Below are 21,744 nucleotides of genomic sequence, written 5' to 3'. Positions count from 1 at the left end.
TAACATGGAAGTGAAAGAACTGGTTCAAAACCTGGGCGGCGCGTTTGAAGAATTCAAAAAGACCAATGACGAGCGCTTGAAGCGTGTGGAGAAAGGGCTGTCGACTGGCGACCTTGAGGCCAAGCTGGCCAATGTGGACAAGGCAATCACCGAGCTGGAGAACGTCAAGCGCTCCATAGACGATTTGAGCAAGAAGGCCGCGCGCGGCGGCTTGGGCGGCAATGGCGAGCTGAGCGGCGATCAAGTCGAACACAAGCAGGCCTTTGGCCGCTTCATGCGCAAGGGTGTTGACGATGGCCTGGCCGAGCTGGAGGCCAAGGCGCTAAACCTTGGCGATAAGCCGGATGGCGGCTATGCAGTGCCGGAGGAGTTGGACCGCAACATCATCCAGTTGGAGCGCCGCGATGTGCCGATGCGCGACATTTGCAATGTCATTACGGTTGGCAATGAGGAGTACAAGCGCCTCATCAACACCGGCAAGGCAAAATCTGGTTGGGTGGGCGAAACGGACCCGCGCACGGCCACCGGTACGCCGCAATTGGCGCAGGTGGCGCCGTTCTTTGGCGAGTTGTACGCCAACCCGGAAGCCACGCAAAAAATGCTGGATGACGTGTTTTTCGATGCTGAGGCCTGGCTGGCGGGTGAGGTGGCAATTGAGTTTTCCGAACAGGAAAACGCCGCATTTACGGGCGGTGATGGCTTGAAAAAGGCCAAGGGCTTTCTGGCCTATGGGGCAAGCGATGAGACGGACGACAAGCGTAAGTTGGGGACGCTGCAATACGTGAGTTCCGGCGCGGCGGCATCGCTGACTGCGGACGCCCTGCTTGATCTGATTTACAGCCTCAAGCGCGGCTATCGCCGTAACGGCACGTTTGTTCTAAACGGCCTGACGCTGCCGGTGATTCGCAAGCTGAAGGACAGCGAAGGCAATTACCTTTGGAAGCCTGGCCTCGATGCGGGCGAAGTGTCCACGCTGTTGAACAAGCCCATTTCCGAAAACGACGATATGCCGCTTGTGGGCGCGGATGCGCTGGCTATCGCTTTCGGCGACTTCAAGCGCGGCTACACCATCGCCGATGTTCGTGGTGTTCGCGTCTTGCGCGACCCGTTCAGCAACAAGCCCTATGTCGGCTTCTACACCACCAAGCGCGTGGGCGGCGGCGTGATGGACTCCAACGCCATCAAGCTGATGAAGATCGGCGCGGCCAAGAAGTAAGCGAAAGGGGCGTCATGCATGGATGAAATCTTGATAACGCCCCCGCCTCCTCTTTTTGACGGCTTGTCCCTGGTGCGGCAGCAGTGCCGCATAGATGACGACCTGACCGAAGACGACGCCTTGCTTGCCATTTACCTGGCGGCGGCGGTGTCGTTGGCTGAGCATGCGCTTGGCCGGTGCATCTTGCCGCAGGTTTGGGAGCGCACGGTGTGGGGGGCGGATGGGGTGGTGCCGTTGCGTCCTGACGTGCTGGACGTTGAGCGGGTGGCGGCGCTGGATCGTCGCGGCGGAGAACAGCCGGTGGAGGAGGATTGGTGGTTAGAGCGCGGTCGCCGCCTGATCTGCGCCCGGCCCTCCGGCGCGGTGGCGGTTCGGGTCCGCTTCCGCTGCGGCGCTTGGCGTGAGCCTGGTCTAGTGCCGGAAGGGGTGCGCCAATGGGTGCTGTTGCGCGTTGCCACGGCATACGCGCTGCGCGAGGCGCTGCTGGAGGGGCAGTTGCAGCCGCTCCCCCGGTCGTTTGTGGACGGCTTGCTTGACCCTTGGAGGGCGTAAGGATGAACGCCACCCAACTAAAAGACCGCATCCGGTTGCGTGCGCCCGTCAAGCGCCGCCTGCCCAGCGGCCAGGAAAAAACGGGCTGGTCCGACGCCAAGCCGGCGCATGCCAAAGTGGAGTACCTGGGCGCGCGCACGTACACGGCGGCGCTGGCCGAGCAAACCGGGTGCAGCGTGCGGGCGACGGTGCGGCGGCGGCCGGTGGCTCATGGCTGGCGTGTGGAGCTGGAGGGCGGGCCGTTCAAGGTAAAGACCGTGGAGCCGCATAAACAGCGCGGCTATCTGGTGCTGATGCTGGAAAGGGATGATGGCAATGGATAGCGTGCAAGGCCTGGAGGCGCTGTTTCGCAATCTTGACGGCGTGCCGGTCAAGCTGCGCAATAAGGTGCTGCGGCGCGGGCTGCGCAAGGGGGCCGCCCTGGTGCGGGATGAGGCGCGGCGGGTGGTGCGGCGGCGTTCCGGCTTGTTGGCTAAATCAATCGTGGTGGCCAGCTCGCGCGGCACGAGGCGGCGCGGGTCCATCGCGTACAAGGTCGGTTTGCGTTCCCGTGCCTGGTATGGGCGGTTTGTCGAATTTGGACACGTCAAACGAGGCAAGGGGCAAAAGCTGGCTGGCGGCGAGAGGCGGCGGACTGCGGCGCGCGAAGTGCTCAAGGGGGCGGGGCAATTTGTCCCGCCTTATCCGTTCATGCGTCCGGCGGCGGGCAAGCTGCCGCAGGCGCTGGGCGTGGTGGGCGATGAAGTTCGCCGCGCGCTGGTCAGCGGCGAGCTGACGCAAGGGGGCTAAATGCTGGGCGAAATCATTGTGTCTTTGCTGGCGGCTGGCCCGGCGGCGGGCGCGCTGGCGGGCCGGGTCTACCCTGGCGAGTTGCCACCGGAGCCGGCCTTGCCCGCTGTTGCGTATCAGCGCATTGCGCAGCGTGAGCGCCTGGGCGCGGGTGGGGTGGCTGGCCTGGAGGCGTGCCAGGTGCAGCTATCCATTGTTGCGGAGGATTACGACACGGCTTGCAGCGTGGCCGCTGCGATCCGCCGGGGCCTGAGTGGCTGGCGGGGCGGGCTGGCCGGTAGTGGCGGCACGGGTTACGAGGTCCGGCGCGTTGTGTTCGAGAGTGAGCATGATGTGGCCGAGGGCATGCCGGCGGTAGTGGCGCAGACTTGGGCGTTTCACTGGCGCGAGCGCCCGCCCTTGGCGGGGTAGTGCTGGGGTGCTAACCTAAACGGCATTTTTTATGGTTTTCTTTCATTAAACGCGGGTGTGGTATGGAATTGCTGGTGATTGTGTTGGGGTCTGTTCTCGCTTACCTGGCAGCAAAAAGCCGAGGGCGTAGCGGTTGGTGGTGGTTGCTGGCTTGGCTGGGCGTGGTGTTTGTGCTGGTGCTGCCCAATCTGAAAGCGGAGCCGGTGCCCTCGCCGGAAACGCATGTGCGTTGTCCTGAGTGCCGCGAGTTGGTGCGCATGGACGCGCGCCGCTGCAAGCATTGCCACGCTGCTTTGACGCCCCTGGCTGAGGCTGGGAAAGAGACGTTGAAGCAGCGACCGGAGGAGCAGGACGCGCGCTTAAATGCGATTCGTGACGCCATCCGCGCCGGCCAGACGGCTGAGGCTGAGCGCTTGCTTGCTCAGCCGCTGAGGCCGGAGCAATACCGCAGCGCGCTGGAGTTCGCCGATTTGTATCAGAGCGAGAGCATTAAAAAGCTGTTGGCTGAAAAAATCAGCGCCTGACGTTCAAATACCATCTCACCAAAAACCTGCCGCCAGGCGGGTTTCGCATTTCTGGAGGGCGTATGTCGGAGGCGGAGCGGATTGTGTCGGCATTCAAGGCCGCGCTTATGGGGGCGACGGCTGCCGGCGACAGGGTGACGCGCAGCTTGGGGCGGGTGCTGAGTTTCACAGATTTTCCTTGCATTCTCTTGCATCAAAAACGGGATATTCCGGTGCCGGGTGCGCCGGTTGGCTTCGAGTACCGCCGCTTGCAAGTGGTGGTTGAAGTGTCGGCGGAGGGCGACCCGCGCGGGGCGGTGGAGGTGTCGCCACACGAGGTATGCGAGCCGGTGCGTGCTCAAGCGCATAGCCTGCTGCATCGGACAGCGGCGGAGCTTGGGCTGTCGATCGAGTCCGGGGCGGTGGACTGGGACTTTGACGAGGAAAACGCGGAGCTTGGCCTGTGCCAGGCTGAATACTGGATTGACTACCGCCGCCAAGCCGGCGCGCTGTAGGTCGGTGTAATTGCAAATAACGGCTCGCCTTGGCGGGCCGTTTTCATTTTGGGAGAGCGTTGTGGCGCTGAATAGTAAGCGGGTGGCCGTCGTGGCCAAGGTGGAAGCCAAGGAGGGCGTGGACGCGGTGCCGACGGGCGCGGCTAACGCCATCCTGGTATCGAGTCCCAAAGTCACGCCCCTGGACGCGGACAAGGCTGAGCGCGATGTGGTGCGGCCTTACTTCGGCAATGCCGAGTCCGTGGTAACGGGTGTGCGTATGAAGGCGGAGTTCGAGGTGGAGCTGGCCGGCTCCGGCGTGCTGGGCCAGGCTCCCGGCTGGGGGGTGTTACTGCAAGGCTGCGGCTTTGCGGAAACCGTGGCCAAGGATACGGCGGTGGAGTATTCGCCCATTTCCGAGGGGCACAAGTCTTTGACAATTTATTACGTGCTGGACGGAGTGCAACACAAGTTGCTGGGCGCGCGCGGCAATGTCTCGTTTGAACTCAAGAACAAGGCCTTCCCGAAAATGAAATTCACCTTCACCGGGGTGCATGGCGGGATCGTGGACGCCAAAGCGCCGGCGCTGGCCTTCACCCAGTTTAAAACCCCGGTCCCTTTCGACGCCGCCAATGTCGAAAGCTTCGCGCTGTTTGGTTTCAGTCCCTCCGTGGAAAGCCTGAGCCTGGATATGGCCAATGAGGTTAAACACCGCTCCCTGCCTGGCGGCGTTGAGCGCGTGCTGATTACCGGGCGCAAGCCCAGCGGCTCCGCGCAAGTTGAGTCCAGCAAGATGGCTGAAAAGGATTGGTTCGCGCACGCCAAGGCCGGCCAGGCCGGCGCGCTCAAGCTGGTGCATGGCATAACGCCGGGCAATGTGATCCAGATTGACGCCACGGTCAGCATTGGCAATGCCGATTACGCCGATAGCGACAACATCAGCATGACAACCCTGCCGCTTGCGCTGTTGCCGACTGCCGGCGACGACGAAATCAAACTCACAGTCAAATAAGGAAACCTCATGTTCAAGCTATCCACCAGCGGCAAGGCTCAAGTTAAAGCCGAGTTTCAAGCCCGTGCCGAATCTGGCGCCCTAGTTGCCGTGACCATTCATCTGACGGGCCGGCTGATGTCGCAGCCGGATTGGGATGCGTTTTTCGAACGCCACAGCGAGCGAGAGAGCGTGGGCGTCGGAGTGTCCGGGGTCTACCGCGCCAACGCGCAAATGTTCGCCGAGGTGTTTACCAGCTGGGAGGGGGTGGCCGATGAAAACGGCCAGCCGCTGGCCTTCTCTGTCGCCTCGCTGGAGGCCGCCTTGCTTTCGGTGTATGGGCCGCAAATCAACGAGGCGCTTTCGCGTGCGGTGCATGAGCTGCGTTACGGGGCCGTCGCAAAAAACTGATAGCGGCGGTGCGCTGGCAATACGGTGAGCGCGCCGCCCTGGTCAGCCGCGCCGACGACCGCCAGGCGTTGATAGACGCCGGCATGTCGCCGGAGGCGGCGGACGCCGCCTTGCCGGACGAGCGTGAGCCGGAGGTGTTTGAGCTAATGGCGGAGGGCCTGCCGGTCTGGCGGGTCTGGCAGGGCATGCAAACCCAATGGCGTGCCGGACCTGCCGGCGTGCTGGGCCTGGATTATGCGGCGCTGCCGGTGGTGGAGAGGGCGCTGGGCGTCGAGCTGGGCGCGGAGCGCTTCGAGTGGCTGCTGGGCATGGAGTTTGAAGCGCTGCGGTGTTTGTCTAAGAAAAGGGGGTAAGGATGGCGGCGCAGACGGTTGGCTCGCTCATCATCAATCTAGAGGCCAATGTGGCCAAGCTGTCCGCCGATATGCAGGCAACGCGCCGCGAGGTGGGCGGCGCGCTGGACAGCATTGAGAAGGACAGCCGCCGCGCGGCCAATGCCCTGGAGCAAACCGCCGGCAGCGCCAATCTATTGGCCAAGGCCGGCGGCGCAATCGCTGCCGGCTTCAGCTTGGGCGTAGTGAAGGACATTGTGCTCAATGTGGCCGCTGCGTTGAATCAAGCGCAGATTGCCAGCGAGCGCTTGCAGAAATCTTTGTTTTACGCGAATGGCGGCAATCTGCGCGCCATCGCGCAAGATATAGATTGGCTGCGGGCGCTGTCCAATCGCCTGGGCGCGGACTTCGAGCAGGCGGCGGGGTCTTACGCCCAGTTCGCCGGAGCGGTCAAGGGGACGTCGCTGGCGGCGCATGCGCGCCAGGTGTTCGAGTCCCTGACGACTGCGACTAGCGCCTTTGGCTTGTCCGCCAGTTCTGCGCAGGGCGCAATGCTCGCCCTGGTGCAAATGGCGGGCAAGGGCGTTGTCCAGTCCGAGGAGTTTAAGCAGCAGCTGGCGGAGCATTTGCCGGTGGCGACGCAAGCCGCCGCGCGGGCGTTGAATGTGACGACGGGCGAATTTACCAAGATGTTGGAAAGCGGCCAGGTACTTGCCGCCGACTTCCTGCCCAAGTTTGCGGCGGAGCTGCAAAAGATGTCTGCCGACGCTGCAAACTTTGGTGGTGAAGCCCAAAAGGCCAGCGCGCGCTTTACCAATGCCTGGGGCGAAATGAAAACCGAGGTTGCTCAGTCAGGACTGGGCGCATTTGTGTCCAGCCAATTGGCAATGATGGCTGACAAGTTTAAAGGTATTGCGGAGGCGATTCGAGAGGCCAGGGCCCAGGGTGCTGGCTTTTGGGGGCAGATGGGGTCGGGTGGCTGGGTGGCGCTCAAGGCATTTACACCTACGTTAAATGGCCAGTTTAAAGCTGTTTCCACCGAGGGGCGCATGGCGCAGCTGCGGCAGAAGATTGTAGCTCAGGAAAAAACGCTGACGGATTTCTCGGTATCGGGTTCGCTGGAGTCAAAAAAACAGGTGTTGGCGCAAATGCGCGCCGAACTCGCCGAGCTGGAGAAAAAAACCAAGACGGTAGGGGCGGACACGATGACGGCCCAGCGCCAGGCCGAGGCCCGTGAAGCCGCGATCAAGGACGCCAAGGCGCGCGTCAAAATCTATGCGGAAGACGATAGCCGGCTGTCAGATCGTGACAAGTACGACAAGAGCGTAAAGAAAGAGGCCGATGCCTACAAGCTGCGCATCCAAGAGCTTAAGGCGTTGGGGATGGGTGAGGGTAGCGAGGCGGTTAAGGAGGTGGAGCGCGCGCACCAAACCGCCTTAGCCAATATGCGGGAGAAGTTCGACAAGTCGCAGGCAGCGGAGCGGCGCAAAGCCGGCGCACAGGCAAGAAAAGAAGACGGTGCGATTGATGCGATTCAGCGCGAAATCATGGGCGTTGAAAAGCTTTCGGCGGCGGAGAAAGTGCGGTTTGAAATTGCCGAGGGCAAATATGCCGGGATGAGCGCGGCTTCCCAGCAACGCCTAATGACGTTGGCGGCGGAATTGGACTCGGTGCGCCAGCTGCGACAGGAGAACAAGAAATTCCTGACCGAGCTTAACCGTGACGTCGAGGTGTTCGAGGCGCATCAGCGCGATGTCGCCAAGCGGCTGCGCGGTGGCGAGTACAACAACTCGAAAGAGCGCTTGGATCAAGAGCATGCGCAGCGCTCGCTAGATATCAGCTCGAATGACGGTTTGAGCGATGAGGAAAAGGCCAAATATGGCCGGCTGGAGGATAGGCGGCACGAGCGGGCGGTTGACGATCTGCGCAGCAGCGAACGGCAGTCTATCGGCCTGGACCCGGAAGAACAGCAAATCCGCGATCAGTACGAGCGCCGCCGGCAGTTGATTATGGAGGCCACGACGCTAACGGAAACCGAGCGCGCCAACTATGTCCGCATGAATCAAGAGCGCTTGAACGCGGACATGCTGAACCTGGAGCGAAACAGGGCGTCCGCCATGCTGTCCAGCACCTCGCAACTATTCGACAACCTGGCCGGCCTGGCGGCCTCGTTCAAAGGTAAGAATTCGGCCATCTATCGGGCCATGTTCGCCGCGAGCAAGGCGTTTGCCATCGCGGATTCCATTATCAAGATTCAGCAGGCCGTGGCGGCGGCTGCGGCATCCGGCCCATTTCCGGCGAACCTGGGCGCGATGGCGACCGTGGTGTCCGCTACTGCCGGCCTGGTTAGCTCCATCACCAGCACCAATTTAACCGGCATGGCGCATGACGGCATTGATAGCGTGCCGCGTGAGGGGACGTGGTTGCTGCAGAAGGGTGAGCGGGTTATCGACAACCGCACCAATGCTGACCTGAAGACCTACTTGCAGCGCATGAATCAGCAGGAGGCCGGTGGCGGCAAGCCGGTTGAGGTCAGTGTGATGGTTCAATGCTCCGCGCCCAATGTTTCTGCCCGTGCTGAGGAGCGCGAAAAGCCGGGCGGGGGGCGTGAGATTCTGGTGCTGATTGAGTCGGTGGTGGATAGCAAAATCCACGACTCAATGATGCCGGACGGCTCGATTTATCAGTTTGTGAAGGGGTAGACATGGCGGAGGTGTTTGAATGGGTGCCTAATTTTGGCGGCGAGGCGGCGCGGCGGCCACGGGTGCGCAAGGCGGGGTTTGGCGATGGCTACGCGCAGCGGGTGCGTGACGGTATCAACAACGCCCCCGTTAGTCGCCGCCTGGTGTTCCAGTACGACAGCGCCGAGATTGAGCGCATTGAGGCGTTTTTGTTGCGCCATGGCGGGGCGCGCTGGTTCTGGTTTCAGTATCCGGGCAAGGGGCGAATCAAGGTGGTGTGCGAGGACTGGAGCTGGGTTCCTCACGGCCACAATGACGAAACCATTAGCTGCGCGTTTGAACAAGTATTTGATCCGGGGGAATGATGATTACAGCAGAAATGCAAAAGCTGGTGCCGGATGCCTTAATCGAACTCTATGAGCTGCGGCCGCCGGCCAGCGTCAACATGCAATCCATGCGCTTCACCGGCAGCGGCAACGGCCAGCCGCTGACTTTTCAAGGCCTGCTGTATGAGGCCTGGGCGGTGGAGGGGCGCGGCTATGAGTCGAAAAGCCGGGGTGCGCCGCGCCCCAAGCTCAGTATCAGCAACCTGGCGCAGCTGCCGGACGGGCGGGAAGTGCGGGGCGTGTTTACCGCCCTGGTGCGCCAGCATCAAGGCCTGGTGGGCTGGACCGTGGTACGGCGTTTGACCTATGCCAAGTTCCTGGCCGGCGGCGAGCTGGAAGGCGCGCCGGAGATGCACCCGGAAGAAATTTGGATTATCAATCGCCGTATTTCTGATAACGGCAGCGTGATTGTGTTCGAACTGCGCAGCGCGCTGGACATGGCCGGGCGCGCCGCGCCGGGGGTGCTGGTGACGCGCTATTGTCCGGCCCATGTGACCTATCGCGGGCCGGACTGCGGCTATCAGGGCGCAGCCATGTTTGACGCCCATAACAAGCCGGTTACAGACATCCGGCTGGATGCCTGCTGCAAGACGGTGCAGGCCTGCCGCTTGCGCGACAATCTGAGCAATTACGCCGGCTGCCCTGGCATGCGGCGTTATAGCTGAGGTTATTAGTTTCTATTTTGGCGATAGGCCTTGTTCTCTCGGGCGTACTTGAGTTGAGATTGAATAAACTCGTTGATTCCGCCTTTGAGGGATGTTGCAACTTCTTTTCGAGATTCAGGCTTACAAATATAAGTCCACAAGAAATCATTCTCGGAATCGGGTGTGATGTCCTGTGGCTTATCGTCGGCTACCTTGGCATCGTGGGGAATACGATTTTCGTCAAAGTAGGTGGATTTTTTCAGGGCGGCTGTTCGTTCTTTGCAGTTAATGAGATGCATGGATTGATTGTATGCATAGTCTTCGCCGGGCTTGCCTATTTCGAAACGGGGGGCAAACAAGGTCCAGAATTTTACTGAGCCACCTGGGCCATCAGTGATGCTGTCCTTGTCAATGAATAAGGTGCCGGTTTTCGGGCTGAAGTAAGTTAAGTCCCAGCTGGATGCGAGGGTTGTAGTAGATAGGGCGAGAAGACTAAGGGCAATAATTTTACGCATCTATATTCTCTTTTAGTGAGTGATTGTAAGTTGGAAATGTTTATGTCATTTCAGCGGTAATCATATCACTAGTTGATTGTTTTTTTCGATGGCTGCTTATGCGGCCTTTTTTTATGGGTGATCCATGAGAGCAAGCGCAGATCAAATTAGCCTGATGTTGGCTTTTGCCGCATCTGCGGGAACTGCCGAGGCATGCGGCCTGGTGCTGGATACCGGGCGCGTTTATCCCTGCCGCAATCTGGCGGCGGACCCGCTGACGCAATTTCGCATAGACCCGGTGGACTATGCGGCGGCGGAGCGCCTAGGCGGCGTGGTAGGGGTCTGGCACAGCCACCCGGACGCGACGGCGGACCCGTCCCTGGTTGATCTGGCTATGTGCGAGCGTACCGCCTTGCCCTGGCACATCGTCAGCCATCCCGGCGGGGATTACCGCTATGTCGAGCCAAGCGGCTGGCGCGCGCCCTACCTGGCTCGGCCCTATTGCTATGGCGTGTTCGATTGCTGGGAGTTGGTGCGGGACTGGTACGCGGCGGAGCGCGGCCAAGCGCTGGGGCGGTCCCCGGCGGCGGCGCTAGATGGCTGGTGGGAGCGCGGGGAAAACGTGCTGGAGCGTGACGCCGCCCGCTTTGGTTTTGCGCGCGTGTCCGGGCCGCCGCAGCGCGGCGACATCATCATGATGCAGATTCGCGCCAGCGTGGCGAATCATGTCGCGCTGTGGTTGGGCGACGGGGCGATATTGCATCACTTGCGCGACCGCCAGTCGGAAACGCATCTATTTGGCGGTTATTGGGAGCGTTGCGCGGTGGGCGTTTGGAGGCATGGGCATGAGTGAATTGCGGACAGTCCGCCTGGGCGGCGACCTGGGGCGGTGCTTTGGCGGCGAGCATAGGCTGGCCGTGCGTAGCGTGGGGGAAACGGTGGTGGCGCTCAATGCGCTGTATCCGGGGTTTAACAACGCCCTACGCGCGGCGGATGAGGCCGGGCTGATGTTCCGCGTGACGGTTGCGGATCGTGACGTCAGCGAGGGAGAGCTTAATCTGGTTTCATCCGGCGACATCTTGATCATGCCGGAGATTGTTGGAGCCGGCGGCGCGGCGAATAAGCTGCTTGGCGCGGTGTTGATCGTTGCCGGCGCTTTGACTTGGTATATGGGCGGCACGTCTCTGATGGCGGTGGGAGCGGGGCTAATGCTGGGCGGGGCCATGATGCTGCTAACACCGGTTCCCAAAATGGGTTACGGCCAGGGGGAGCGGCAGGAAAACAAGCCGTCTTATCTGTTCAATGGAGCGGCCAATTCCAGCGCGCAGGGCATGCCCGCGCCCTGGGGGTGTGGCCGCCATCGTGTCGGCGGAATCGTGGTGTCCGCCGGGGTGAGCGTGGAGGATTTGTAATGCAGCACATGCCGATTATCGGAGCGGGCGGCGGTGGCGGCGGAGGAGAGACGCGCCGCCCGGTGGAGGCTCCCGATACGCTCCAGTCCAGCGCCACGGCCAGGGTGTTGATGCTGGTGGGGCTGGGGGAGTGGGGCGGCCTGGTGGACGGCGAAAAGTCGGTGTTTTTCAATGGCGTCCCCTTGCTCAATGTTGACGGCACGCGGAATTTTGAGCGCGTGCGTGTTGAATCCCGCGCGGGCACGGCGGCACAGGCTCCGCTTGCCGGCTTTGATGAAATTGAAACCGAGTATTCGGTGGGCGTTGAGGTCAAGGCCGGGCCGGGCCTGGTGCGTCATATCGACAATCTGGACGCTAGCGCCATCCGCGTTACTGTGGCCGTGCGCGGCTTGTTTGCGGTCAATTCCGAGAATGGCGATACCAACCCGACTAGTGTTGATCTTGCCGTGGATGTGAGGCCAGCAGGGGCCAAGCAATGGCGCGAGGCGCGGACTATCAATATCAGCGGCAAGACGCGCGGGAAATATCAGCGCGCTGTGCGCGTTGAGCTGCCCGAGTCCGGCCCCTGGGATGTGCGTGTCCGGCGCGTGACGGGCGACAGTGCAACGCAAAACCTAGTCAACGTCACGGACTGGGATAGCTATACGGTATTGCAAAGCCTAAAGCTGTCATATCCCAATTACGCGATGCTGGGGCTAACCTTCGACGCTAAGGCCTTCAGCTCATTCCCGGAAATCGCCAGCGAATGGGATATGGCGGTTCTGCAAGTGCCGAGCAATTACAACCCGGTTACGGGCGAGTATGCCGGCGCGTGGGACGGCACGTTCAAGCCGGCGCGCAGCAGTAATCCGGCTTGGTGGCTGTATACCTTCGGCACGGATAAGCGCTACAACGTCAATTTGCCGCCGGATGGCGCGTGGAAATGGGACTTGTATCGCATCGCGCGCTGGTGCGATCAGTTGGTGAGCGATGGCCAGGGCGGCACCCGCCGCCGCTTCGAGATGAACGCTTACCACTCGGACGGCGCGGATGCGTGGAAGGCCTTGCAAGACATCGCGTCCGTGTTCTGCGGCAAGGTCGTGCCCTTTGCCGGCGGTGTGCGAGTCATGGCCGACATGCCCGGCGACGCGGCGGCCAAGCACTTCATGCCCGGCAATGTGCTTGGGGGTGAGTTCAATTACTCCAGCACGGAGGAGGGGGACCGGCATAGTGTTGCCTCGGTGTCCTTTGTTGACCCGGCGGACGGCTGGAAGCGCTCAGTTGAATACGTCGAGCATCCGTCCGGCCTGGTGCGTTATGGCTACAACCCCGCGCAAGTGGTGGCGGTGGGCTGCACCAGCCGCGCGCAAGCGCAGCAGCTGGGGCGCTACATCCTCGAAACCGCGCAGACTGAAACCGAGTTGATAGCGTTCAGCGCCGGCTTGTATGCTTGCGATCTGATGCCGGGCGAACTATTCACGGTGTTTGACCCGGTGGTGGCCGGCCGGCGCATTGGTGGCAGGCTGGTGCGAGTGGCTGGCGTAAGCGTGGAGCTGGACGCGCCGGTAACGCTGGCGGAGGGGGAGGCGTACAGCCTGGAATGCCCGTTGCCGGATGGCCGGCTAGAGCGGCGCGGCGTGGTGGTGGTGCCGGGTGAGTTCGCCTCGCTTAAGTTGGTGACGCCGTTCTCCGCGCAGCCGGTTGACGGCGCTACCTGGGCGTTGATTGCCACCAGCTTGCAGCCAACTATCTGGCGTTGTACCGCTCGCGTAGAAAAAGAGCCGGGCGTCTATCAAGTGGAGGGTTTGCAGCACAACCCCGGCAAATGGGAAACGGTAGAGAGCGGCATTCGAATAGAGCCGCCGCCGGACTCCAGCTTGCCGGACCCGACCCATATCCCGGCGGTGGCGGCGGTGAGTGTGCGCGAACTGTCCTACCTGACTGGCGACGGACGCCGCGCCGTGCGCCTAGACGTGGATTGGCCAGCGGTGGCGCATCCCTATTTGCGCGGCTATGTGGTGGGGCTACGGCAAGAGGGCGGCAACTGGCGCGAGCTGCCGGAGGTGTCCGCCAATCATGCGGAGATTGAAGGCATTGAGCCAGGGGCGTGGCAGGTGCGCGTATCCAGCGTGTCAGTTACCGGCTTGCGCAGCGTGCCGGCGCTGGCCAGCGTCACCGCAAAAGGCCATCATACGCCGCCGCCGGCCCCCTCGCTGGCGGCGCAAGGCGGCGCGATGGTGGTCAATCTGAGTTGGCGCTATCCGCCTGGCGTGCCTGACCTGCTGCGCGCGGAACTGTATTTCAGCGAAACGGAGAACGACGGCAAGTCGCAGCTGCTGGCGGACATCGCCTATCCAACAAACAGCTATGCGCATACCGGGCGCAGCATCGGCGTTCGCTGCCATTACTGGCTGCGGGTAGTCGATAGCTGGGGCAATGTGTCGCCCTTTGCCCGCGCCAGCGCCGAGACGCTGAAAGACCCCGGCTTGCTGCTGGAGCAGCTGAAAAACAGCATCACATCCACCGAGCTGCAAGCCAGCATCCGCGAGCCGCTGGAGCGCCTGCCGGACATTCAATCCGGCGTGGACTCGCTGATTGAAGCCAATCTTCACCAGCTGCTGACAGCCGACGAGTTGCACAAAACGCAAGGCGAAAACTACGCATTCGCCAAGCGTGAGCTGCGGGCCGTGAGTGACGGCCTGAAGCAAGAGGCGACGGACAGGCTATTGCTGGCCGCGAAGGTGGGCGAAAACGAGGCGGGGCTTGCGGAAGAGAAAACCGTTAGGGCAACGGCGGTTGAGGCGCTGGCGCGCGATGTATCGGCGCTGAAGGCGGAAACCGGCGAAAACAAGGCGGCGATCTTGGGTGAGTCGACCGTTAGGACGAGTCAGAACAAGGCGATGGCGGAAACCGTATCCGCGCTCACATCCACAGTAAGCGGCCAGACATCAACGATTAAGGAGGTGTCGCGCGTTGTTGACGGCGTGCTGGCGGAGAAGGTGGTAAAGGTTACTGCCGGCGGCAAAATCGCGGGCTTCGGTTTGCGCGCGGATGAGCATGGTAGCGCTTTTGACATCCTCGCTGACCGCTTCGCCATTTCATTGCCGGACGGCAGCGGCTCGCGCCAGGTGTTTGTCCTGGGGAGTGTAAACGGGCGGCCGGCGCTGGGGCTGGCCGGTGATCTGCTGATTGATGGTTCGCTGTCTGGGAATGCATTAATCGGCAAAAGCGTGACAGCGGACAAAATTGATGGCAAGGGGCTTGAGCTAAAGGATGCCGCCGGCAATGTCATTGTTGGGCTTGGAGGCATGGGGGCGCAATGGATTAAGGGGTTGTTGACTGTTGGCCAAATCGACACGCGCGGGATGACGATTAAAAACGATGCCGGCGCGGTGGTGGTGGACATGTCCGGCATGGACGCGGCGTATATCCGAAACTTGCAAGTCGATACTATGCAGATTAAGGGTGAAGCCGTGACTAAGGCGGATACCCGAACCATTTCAAGTAGTGGCTGGGTGAACTCCTTTGATTACAGTTTCAACTTCTATTGCTCCGACTCTGGGACGATGTTGGTGTTTGCCGAATTGCCGCCGCCGCTGAATAAAGGCGGCTTGTTGTATGCAAGGGATAGGACAATTAGTGGCGAGGGCCAAAGCGCTCTGATTGTGCTGAATGTGAGCGCGGGTGAAACGGTGCGGGTGGGGTGTCGTGGCGTGCCGCAATCACAATCATTCGCTAGTATTCGATATGGCTGCGTGCTGTTCAGGAGGTAATTAAGTGGATGTAATTGAATATGACCCGGCCAATGGCCGGGTTTTGCAATTTGGGACCAGTCGCCCGGAAAACATCGCCATCGATATTGCCGCCGGTAAGTGCATTATTCAAGGTGTGGCGGACCCGCATACGCAATATGTCTGGCAAGGGCAAGTTGTATCTCGGCCTGGAAATCCGGCGCGGCTGGTTGGGTTTGAATTGCGTGGGCTTCCAGCGCCGTGCCGTATTGTGATCAATGGTGAGTCGTATACCTGCCTTGAAAAAGAATGCGCGCTTTCGTTTGGCGCTCCTGGTGAATATTGCGTCGAGGTGCAGGCATGGCCTTTGCAAGCGGCGGTATTTATGGTGACGTGGCCATGAAAAAGAAAATTCACTTTACGCCGGATCATGTCCCGCTGCGAGCGGTGGAATATCCTGACGTTTGCGAGCAGCTGGATGCGCTATGGAAATTCGTGGCCGCGTTCCCTGGTGCGCCTCCGGAAGTGGCCGACATGCTGACGTGCATCAATCAAATCAAATCAAAATATCCGAAGCCTCGCTCTAGCGGGGCTTCTTCCATTGTGGGGGGTAGTAAATGGCTACGGACTGGGCGAGCTTGGCGGCGGAGCTATCCAAATATCAGCGCATCCACTATGTCACGATTAAGGCATTCCAGTCGGTGTTCAATCCCGATAGCGACACGGCGCAAATTGTTGGCGAGGATGGCGTGGCGCGCGAGGTGCCAAGCTGGCGGGCGTTGAGTGGTACTGTTGCGCGAATAAAGGCGGATAGTTTTGTTGTGCGTGGGCAAGTCGACGATGGTAAGGAGGATGGCGATTTACCGCCTGGAGTGTATCAGGTATATCGTCCGGGGTATTCGGACATGATGCTTGACTTCTCTATGGAGAGCGGTAGCACCCGTCGCTTGCAGATTTTTTCCCACTATACAAACGAACTATATTTCCGCGTGGCTGTTGATGGCAAAACAAAATGGGGAGGGGTGAAGGCCAAGGCAAATAGGATTTGGCATAGTTCTAATGATGGGGACTTTATCCGCAAGCGTCGGGGACGACTTCATTACGATGATAAAGTCACGCTTGATGATATCTATGCGGGAGAGATGGGGTTTAATTATGGAACCTCCTCAGATGTTTATGGGCCGTTTTTGTCATTTGGCGGATTGGGAATTAGTAATGGATATCAATGTCAGCTGAATGCGTCGTATGTCGGTGGGAATGTTTTGCGTTTTCGAACGCATGATTCTGATGCGAAGAAATGGAATCCATGGTATGACCTGTGGCATTACGGGAATCTTGATCCAGTAACTATAGATACGGCGCAGGTGATAAGGGGGGAAAAGTCATTTGCAGGTTCAATTCTCTCCTCAATTGCCGGTGGAGCTTATGCCGAGTGGAGGGAGCGGCAGGCGTCAATTTTGTTGTCTTGTCCAAGTAATGCGGCGGCCTATGCGGTTTGGCGTGCTGTTCAGCATGGTACGCGCCATTTAGCTGCGTTTGATGTGCATGCAAATTCGAGTGACACAGGGATTGTCTCTGCCGTAATGCATCTGGCGGGAAGTGGCGATTCGACGTATAGCCACTCGTGGTCGGGTGGTGATTATGAAGCGCCTGGCAACATCACTGCGAGAAAGAAAATTACAGCTGGCTACCTCAATTCGGATATGGGAGGTAATGGTGAAAGTAGTTTAGAAGTGGGTAGCGCTTACGGCGGTAGTGGCAGTAGCACGGAAATGGCCGCCATGGCATTTCATGTGCCGGGCCACTGGGCAGTTAAGCTTGGTTTGCGCGGTGATGGGGTGTTCGGATTGGGTGGGTGGAGTGCCGGGGCGTGGCGTTGGATGGTTGATTCCCGCTCCGGCAATATGACGGCGGCGGGCAGTGTGACGGGGTTGTCGGATATTCGCCTGAAAACCAATATTCATCGCATTGATAATGCGCTGGGTAAGGTCAAACAATTGGGCGGATATACCTATAACCGGTTAGATATGAACTGTCGGCAAACAGGTTTGATTGCTCAAGAGGTTTTAGGGGTGCTGCCGGAGGCGGTAATAGAAACAGCGGATGATGATAAAACGCTGTCGGTAGCTTATGGAAATTTGGCGGGCTTATTTGTGGAGGCAATAAAAGAACTATCCGCGCAAGTTGATTTCTTGTCGCATCGAGTCATAGAACTGGAGGGGCGTAAGCAATGACGGTTTTAATGGTGTTGGCGGCGCTGCTCCAGCTGCTGGACGTGGCGACAACGGTGTACGCGCTCAAGCGCCTGGGCGCGCGTGAGCTTAACAGCCGCCTGGCGTGGCTGATGCAGCGCCTGGGCGTACTGCCGGCGCTGCTGCTGACTAAGCTGGCGCTGCTGCTGGGCTGCGTGCTGTTGCGGCCGCCCTGGCCGGCTTACGCGCTGCTGTGCGCGATGTATCTCGTAATCGTGGGCAGCAATATTTATCAAATCAAAAAGGGCCGGCAAAACCGGCCCTAATCTTTTGGGGAATCTATGTCTGAACCTGTTTCGAGCGTGGGCGCGGTCGGTGGGGCGGTGGCGTTGTGGCTGGCCTCGCTGCTGCCGTATTTCAGTGACGGCGTTGTGTTTGCGGCGTTTGCGGGCGGCGCGGTGTTTGTTGTGGGAGTGCGCGATTGTGGCGTTGTCGAACGTGTGATTTACCTGGTGGCCTCGGTGGCCGGCGGCACCTTTGGCGGGCATCTGACGGCGGGCATTATCGACGTCATTGTCGATGCGCTGACGCAACGTGATTTGACCGTCCCGGACACGGTGGGCGCGCTGGCCGCTGGCGCGTGCTCCGTCAAGCTGTTGCAGTTCGTGATTAGACGCGCAGAGGCTGGCGCGCTGTCCGTGCCATTGGGGATGAAAAAATGACCGCAATCGCAGCTGTAAACGCCGTTATCTGCGCCGCGATCTGCTGGCGGCTGCTGATGTTCCGCCGCGATGGCGCGCGTCATCGTCTATGGGCCTGCTGGCTCGCCTACGCGCTTATTGTGGCCAGCGCCTGGGCCGGTTTTGAGGGTGTGGTAGGGCGCGCTCAAGTCGGCCCTGCGGGGTTGGTAATCAACCTGTTTCTTTGTGTAGCGGTGTTCCGCTCGCGCGGCAATGTCTGCGACGTGCTCCGCCGGCCGCAGCCTTACCGCTAACCGCTTTCTATCCATTCAATCCAAGCCCCGCAATGCGGGGCTTTGTCATTTCTAGAGGACGTAAACATGAAAATTCTCGTATCTGCTGGCCATAGCAATGTTGATCCGGGCGCAGTGGCTAATGGCTATCGTGAAGCCGACATAGCCGCCGAATTCCGCAACCTAGTTGCGCACGAACTGCGCCAGGCCGGCGCGGACGTGCTGACCGATGGCGAAGGCAAAGACAACAAGCCGCTGTCGGAGGCGGTGAAGCTGGCCGGCGGTGTCGGTCTGGCTGTTGAGTTCCATTGCAATGCCGCAGTAAACCCGCAAGCGCGCGGCGTGGAGTCCATCTCGCTGCCGGGTAAGCGTGACGTCAGCCGGCGCATCAGCGCCGCCATAGCCGCCGTGCTGGGCAGTCCGCTGCGGGGTGAGCAGGGTTGGATAGACCAAAGCAAAACCCCGCGTGGCCGGCTCGCATTCGTCAATGCCGGCGGCGTGATCGTCGAATTGTTTTTCATCAGCAATCCGGTGGAGCTGGCGGCATACCAGACTAAAAAAATGGATCTGGCGCGGGCGGTAGCGGCGGTGTTGCTGGAGGCCCGCTAATGCGTGCGCTACTGCTCAAGGCGCTGGCCGTTCTGGCGGCGCTGGCGCTTGCCTGGTGGCTGGGCTGGGACGCGCGTGGCGACGCTGAGCAGCGCAAGCAGGCTGGCCGCGAACTAACCGCAGCGCGCCAGGCGCTGGCCAGCTTCGCCGCCGAGGCCGCGCGCCTGGACGGCCTGGCCGGGCGCATCCAGCAACAAGCCGACGCCCTGGCGGGTAAAACTCAAACTCGAATCGTGGAGTATCGAACGCATGAAAAACTGGTTCCCTTGCCTGCTGATTGTCGTATTGATGCTGAGCGGCTGCGCCAGCTCGCCGCCGGCGTTGCCGATGTCAACGCGGCCATCGCTGCCGCACAATCTGACCGCGCCAGCGCCGCAGATAGACCCGTCGCTAACTGACAACTGGGATGATCTGGCCGTGAGTTACTTGCAGCTGGCGCGGCAGTATGGGCAATGCGTGTTGAGGGAGCGGGCTCTGGTTGATGTGATAGAAAGTGAGAAAAAATGAACTTTGTCAACTGATGGAGGACCTATAGTGTAGGCATACTTGCAGTGGAAGCTGAGTACGGTCGATGAAACTATGGTGTATGCATGATGCAACATCATATGTGGCAAGTGCGCATAATTGCTTGTTGGCTAGAGTATGTAAGTCCATACTCTGATGGCTGAATCGAGCGATTTCTGTGGAAGTTGATGTTTTGATTGGCCTTTTTGTTTACAGCAGCGTCTTGTTGCAGTAGCATTGACCGTTTTGTGTTATTTGACCGAGTGGAGATTATCATGGCAGCGAAGCCAAGAGTGTTTGAACGTACCCCTGTATTAAGCCAGGGTGCGAGTCAGCGGCTGGTTAGTGCTGTTCAGAACAATCGGCTGTCTGAGTCGCGTCAAAATGATCTAACAAAGTACGCCCAGCTTGCTCAGCAAGCGTTTGTAAAGGGTGGTGACTATAGCAAGTAGATCATTGAGAAAATGGTTTTCATGATGTTTTCATGATTACACCAGTGTCTTTTTTTTGTAAAATGGCCAGTCTTGCCTATGTAGCGGACTGGCCATTATGTCGTTTGATTTTGTTTTCGTGCCTGTAATTGGAGCTAATGATGCTCAATTAGCTGGTTTCTCTTGTGGAAATGCGTCGTTGGATGAGTTCCTCAAGCGAGAAGCGAGAGACTATGCTGAGCATGGCATTACTACAACTACAGTAGTGTGGGTTGAGGGTGACATGGCCAGCCCATCTGCATTTTTCTCTCTGTCCAATGATGTTGTTAGACTGACTGGGGGTGAGGCAGGGGAGTTGGGCTTGCCTTTCATGCCTGTCACGAGGGACTTCCCTGCGGTCAAATTGACAAAGTTTGCCGTGTCTCTAGCATATCAAAGAACTGGTCTTGGACGTGAACTGATGAAGTATATTGAGGGTATGGTGTTTGCAGCAAAGGGAATGTCTGCTGTGAGACTTCTTACACTTGATTCATTGCCAGAAGAACGTGTTCTAAGTTTCTATACAAGTAATGGCTTCGCTAGGTGTGAGCATGAAGAGAGGCAAAAAAGGCAGCAGAAAAATCGTCAATCAATCCTAATGTTTAAGGACTTGTATGTTGCGCCTTGATGGAGTGATTTGTGGTTGAATTGGTCCATGCTTGGAGCAAGGCTGAGCGAAGCCCGTCGATCAAGGCGGGCTTTTTTGTTGGCGAGAATGGTTTTTCCAGTATAGCTAATTTTTCAAGGCCGTAGAATCATCCCGGTGAGCCACCCCTGCAAAGTGTACAATGTCATATTTTTGTGAACACAAGGGGCCTTTGTATGGAAATTGTTTGTTTACCTATTACTTATGATGGGAAGTCCGCTGAAGAGCATAAGATGGACTTGTTTGCTCTTGGAGGATCGATACAAGGCGTGGCTCGTATTCTGGCGGTGGTTTCTCACTTTTGCGTAACTGGGGGGGAGTATGCTAAACAGTTTGGAACTCACTCTGTTAAAGTCTACGCTAAAGAGGCTGAAGCTAAGTGCTTTGAGTTGCCAGTTCTCATTGAGTTTGCAAAGCAAAGTCAGATTTTCAGTGGATTTGCCGGCAGCTTATTAGGTGTAATTGTTACCTACGTTGTGACTAGGGCAAGTGGAAATCGTGAAGAAATGAAACTTTTAAGTGAACGGTTGGAGCAGGCTATTCAGGAGCTGGGCAATCGTGATCAAAAAACTGTAGACCGCCTATTGTCGACGATTGACAGAATGGCTGATTCCCTGCGCCCATCAGTTCGTTCTGCTGTAGAGCCGGTTGGGGTGGAGTGTAATACTCTGACAATAGGACATAAGGCGGAGAAAAATGTAGTTGTTGTTGACAAGCCGATGAGAGACGCAATTCTATCGGCAGACGAAGATGCTCAGTTGACAGGGATTCAAGACTGGGAAGTCATTTTTACTGAGCTAGATAAAGAGGCGCAAGCTGGTAAGGTGCGTATCGTGGGGGATGATTCAGGTTCAAGGATACGTGCGGATGTAACAGACCCTGCTTTTGTTTTGCCTAACAATCGATACTTAGAGAGCTTGGCTCATGGGATACCTATTGTTGTCAAGGCTAAGGCAATTGTGAAGAATGGTGAGATAGATCGTCTTTATGTTAGTGACGCTGTTTAGCTGTTGAACTAGCACTTGTAGTGCAGAGGCGGTAATCATTTTTGAAGAGTCCATATGGTTTAGAGTGTGTGGGACTTTCGCGGGGACTTGGGGTCGGAGTAATGCCCTGTAATGCCAAAACCTGGCTTGTAGCGGCAAGCGGTGGTTTTGTAACTGATTGTTTTTTAATGTTTTATCTTTGGTTTTTCTGCGCCTATCTACATGGGGTGCAGGGGGTCGGAAGTTCGAATCTTCTCGCCCCGACCAAAGAATTCCAAAAGTATCAAATATTTAAAGCTCTGCATTTGCAGAGCTTTTTTTATTTTCCCCTCCAAATA

26 protein-coding genes are annotated in these 21,744 nt (G+C 58.7%); 25 read left to right on the top strand and 1 reads right to left on the bottom strand.

The genetic code is table 11. From position 1 onward, the window contains the following. Window positions 1-4 precede the first annotated feature (4 nt). The 13 genes from B0T39_RS07860 (at window position 5) to B0T39_RS07800 (ending at window position 9,431) form a co-directional block, all read left to right on the top strand. A complete protein-coding gene (locus B0T39_RS07860) occupies window positions 5-1,216 on the top strand; it encodes a phage major capsid protein (protein WP_081545581.1) in 1,212 nt (403 codons plus the stop codon). Window positions 1,217-1,234: 18 nt separating this feature from the next. Beyond that, window positions 1,235-1,768, top strand: a complete 534-nt coding sequence (locus B0T39_RS07855; RefSeq protein ID WP_081545580.1) for a head-tail connector protein — start codon at window positions 1,235-1,237, stop codon at window positions 1,766-1,768. A 2-nt stretch (window positions 1,769-1,770) separates the two neighbouring features. After that, on the top strand, window positions 1,771-2,091 hold the full coding sequence (locus tag B0T39_RS07850; protein ID WP_081545579.1) for a phage head closure protein: 321 nt from the start codon (window positions 1,771-1,773) through the stop codon (window positions 2,089-2,091). Beyond that, window positions 2,084-2,557: an HK97-gp10 family putative phage morphogenesis protein gene (locus B0T39_RS07845; RefSeq protein WP_176219512.1), complete on the top strand. Its 474-nt coding sequence runs from the start codon at window positions 2,084-2,086 to the stop codon at window positions 2,555-2,557. The genes B0T39_RS07850 and B0T39_RS07845 overlap by 8 nt, the downstream gene beginning before the upstream one ends. Next, complete coding sequence (gene gp17, locus B0T39_RS07840) at window positions 2,558-2,968, top strand: tail completion protein gp17 (protein WP_081545577.1); 411 nt, start codon at window positions 2,558-2,560, stop codon at window positions 2,966-2,968. A gap of 62 nt (window positions 2,969-3,030) precedes the next feature. Further along, window positions 3,031-3,492, top strand: a complete 462-nt coding sequence (locus B0T39_RS07835; RefSeq protein WP_141111124.1) for a hypothetical protein — start codon at window positions 3,031-3,033, stop codon at window positions 3,490-3,492. 107 nt (window positions 3,493-3,599) lie between these two features. Continuing rightward, a complete protein-coding gene (locus B0T39_RS07830) occupies window positions 3,600-3,986 on the top strand; it encodes a hypothetical protein (protein WP_141111123.1) in 387 nt (128 codons plus the stop codon). Window positions 3,987-4,047: 61 nt separating this feature from the next. Beyond that, window positions 4,048-4,977 carry a phage tail tube protein gene (locus B0T39_RS07825; RefSeq protein WP_081545574.1) on the top strand — a complete coding sequence of 310 codons (930 nt, stop codon included), beginning with the start codon at window positions 4,048-4,050 and terminating at the stop codon, window positions 4,975-4,977. A 9-nt stretch (window positions 4,978-4,986) separates the two neighbouring features. Next, complete coding sequence (locus tag B0T39_RS07820) at window positions 4,987-5,367, top strand: hypothetical protein (RefSeq protein WP_081545573.1); 381 nt, start codon at window positions 4,987-4,989, stop codon at window positions 5,365-5,367. An 8-nt stretch (window positions 5,368-5,375) separates the two neighbouring features. Continuing rightward, window positions 5,376-5,720: a DUF1799 domain-containing protein gene (locus B0T39_RS07815; protein WP_081545572.1), complete on the top strand. Its 345-nt coding sequence runs from the start codon at window positions 5,376-5,378 to the stop codon at window positions 5,718-5,720. 2 nt (window positions 5,721-5,722) lie between these two features. After that, window positions 5,723-8,401 (top strand): tape measure protein, encoded by a 2,679-nt coding sequence (locus B0T39_RS07810; RefSeq protein ID WP_081545571.1) that lies wholly within the window; start codon window positions 5,723-5,725, stop codon window positions 8,399-8,401. Window positions 8,402-8,403: 2 nt separating this feature from the next. Beyond that, the gene (locus B0T39_RS07805) at window positions 8,404-8,745 is read left to right on the top strand and encodes a phage tail protein (RefSeq protein ID WP_081545570.1); all 342 of its coding nucleotides are present in this window, start codon (window positions 8,404-8,406) and stop codon (window positions 8,743-8,745) included. Further along, entirely contained in the window at window positions 8,742-9,431 is a 690-nt protein-coding gene (locus B0T39_RS07800; protein ID WP_081545569.1) for a phage minor tail protein L, read from the top strand. Before B0T39_RS07805 ends, B0T39_RS07800 begins: the two co-directional genes overlap by 4 nt. 5 nt (window positions 9,432-9,436) lie before the next feature. Here B0T39_RS07800 and B0T39_RS07795 read toward each other — a convergent pair whose 3' ends face one another. Continuing rightward, window positions 9,437-9,925 (bottom strand): surface-adhesin E family protein, encoded by a 489-nt coding sequence (locus B0T39_RS07795; protein ID WP_081545568.1) that lies wholly within the window; start codon window positions 9,923-9,925, stop codon window positions 9,437-9,439. A 124-nt stretch (window positions 9,926-10,049) separates the two neighbouring features. On the opposite strand from B0T39_RS07795, the gene B0T39_RS07790 reads away from it, so the two are divergent. The 12 genes from B0T39_RS07790 (at window position 10,050) to B0T39_RS24895 (ending at window position 21,427) form a co-directional block, all read left to right on the top strand. Next, window positions 10,050-10,757, top strand: coding sequence for a C40 family peptidase (locus B0T39_RS07790; RefSeq protein WP_081545567.1), 708 nt, complete (start codon window positions 10,050-10,052; stop codon window positions 10,755-10,757). Next, on the top strand, window positions 10,750-11,316 hold the full coding sequence (locus tag B0T39_RS07785) for a tail assembly protein (RefSeq protein WP_081545566.1): 567 nt from the start codon (window positions 10,750-10,752) through the stop codon (window positions 11,314-11,316). The genes B0T39_RS07790 and B0T39_RS07785 overlap by 8 nt, the downstream gene beginning before the upstream one ends. Continuing rightward, window positions 11,316-15,068, top strand: coding sequence for a host specificity protein J (locus B0T39_RS07780; protein WP_081545565.1), 3,753 nt, complete (start codon window positions 11,316-11,318; stop codon window positions 15,066-15,068). The genes B0T39_RS07785 and B0T39_RS07780 overlap by 1 nt, the downstream gene beginning before the upstream one ends. A 4-nt stretch (window positions 15,069-15,072) precedes the next feature. Further along, window positions 15,073-15,429: a hypothetical protein gene (locus tag B0T39_RS24900; RefSeq protein ID WP_141111122.1), complete on the top strand. Its 357-nt coding sequence runs from the start codon at window positions 15,073-15,075 to the stop codon at window positions 15,427-15,429. 214 nt (window positions 15,430-15,643) lie between these two features. Beyond that, a complete protein-coding gene (locus B0T39_RS07770; protein ID WP_081545564.1) occupies window positions 15,644-17,260 on the top strand; it encodes a tail fiber domain-containing protein in 1,617 nt (538 codons plus the stop codon). After that, window positions 17,257-17,544: a DUF5658 family protein gene (locus B0T39_RS07765; protein WP_141111121.1), complete on the top strand. Its 288-nt coding sequence runs from the start codon at window positions 17,257-17,259 to the stop codon at window positions 17,542-17,544. The genes B0T39_RS07770 and B0T39_RS07765 overlap by 4 nt, the downstream gene beginning before the upstream one ends. Before the next feature lie 15 nt (window positions 17,545-17,559). Beyond that, window positions 17,560-17,940 carry a putative holin gene (locus B0T39_RS07760; RefSeq protein WP_081545562.1) on the top strand — a complete coding sequence of 127 codons (381 nt, stop codon included), beginning with the start codon at window positions 17,560-17,562 and terminating at the stop codon, window positions 17,938-17,940. After that, on the top strand, window positions 17,937-18,212 hold the full coding sequence (locus B0T39_RS07755) for a phage holin family protein (protein ID WP_081545561.1): 276 nt from the start codon (window positions 17,937-17,939) through the stop codon (window positions 18,210-18,212). The genes B0T39_RS07760 and B0T39_RS07755 overlap by 4 nt, the downstream gene beginning before the upstream one ends. A 66-nt stretch (window positions 18,213-18,278) precedes the next feature. Then, window positions 18,279-18,800, top strand: a complete 522-nt coding sequence (locus B0T39_RS07750) for an N-acetylmuramoyl-L-alanine amidase (protein WP_081545560.1) — start codon at window positions 18,279-18,281, stop codon at window positions 18,798-18,800. Next, window positions 18,800-19,198: a hypothetical protein gene (locus tag B0T39_RS07745; protein WP_081545559.1), complete on the top strand. Its 399-nt coding sequence runs from the start codon at window positions 18,800-18,802 to the stop codon at window positions 19,196-19,198. The genes B0T39_RS07750 and B0T39_RS07745 overlap by 1 nt, the downstream gene beginning before the upstream one ends. Window positions 19,199-19,853: 655 nt before the next feature. Continuing rightward, window positions 19,854-20,402 carry a GNAT family N-acetyltransferase gene (locus B0T39_RS07740; RefSeq protein ID WP_081545558.1) on the top strand — a complete coding sequence of 183 codons (549 nt, stop codon included), beginning with the start codon at window positions 19,854-19,856 and terminating at the stop codon, window positions 20,400-20,402. 194 nt (window positions 20,403-20,596) lie between these two features. Continuing rightward, entirely contained in the window at window positions 20,597-21,427 is an 831-nt protein-coding gene (locus tag B0T39_RS24895; protein ID WP_141111120.1) for a hypothetical protein, read from the top strand. Window positions 21,428-21,744 lie beyond the last annotated feature (317 nt).

Origin of the sequence: Chromobacterium haemolyticum, from assembly GCF_002081825.1 — a bacterium.
Taxonomy (GTDB): Bacteria; Pseudomonadota; Gammaproteobacteria; order Burkholderiales; family Chromobacteriaceae; genus Chromobacterium; species Chromobacterium fluminis.
The sequence above is the reverse complement of the archived record's forward strand: the minus strand, read 5'-3'. Positions and strand labels throughout refer to the sequence as shown.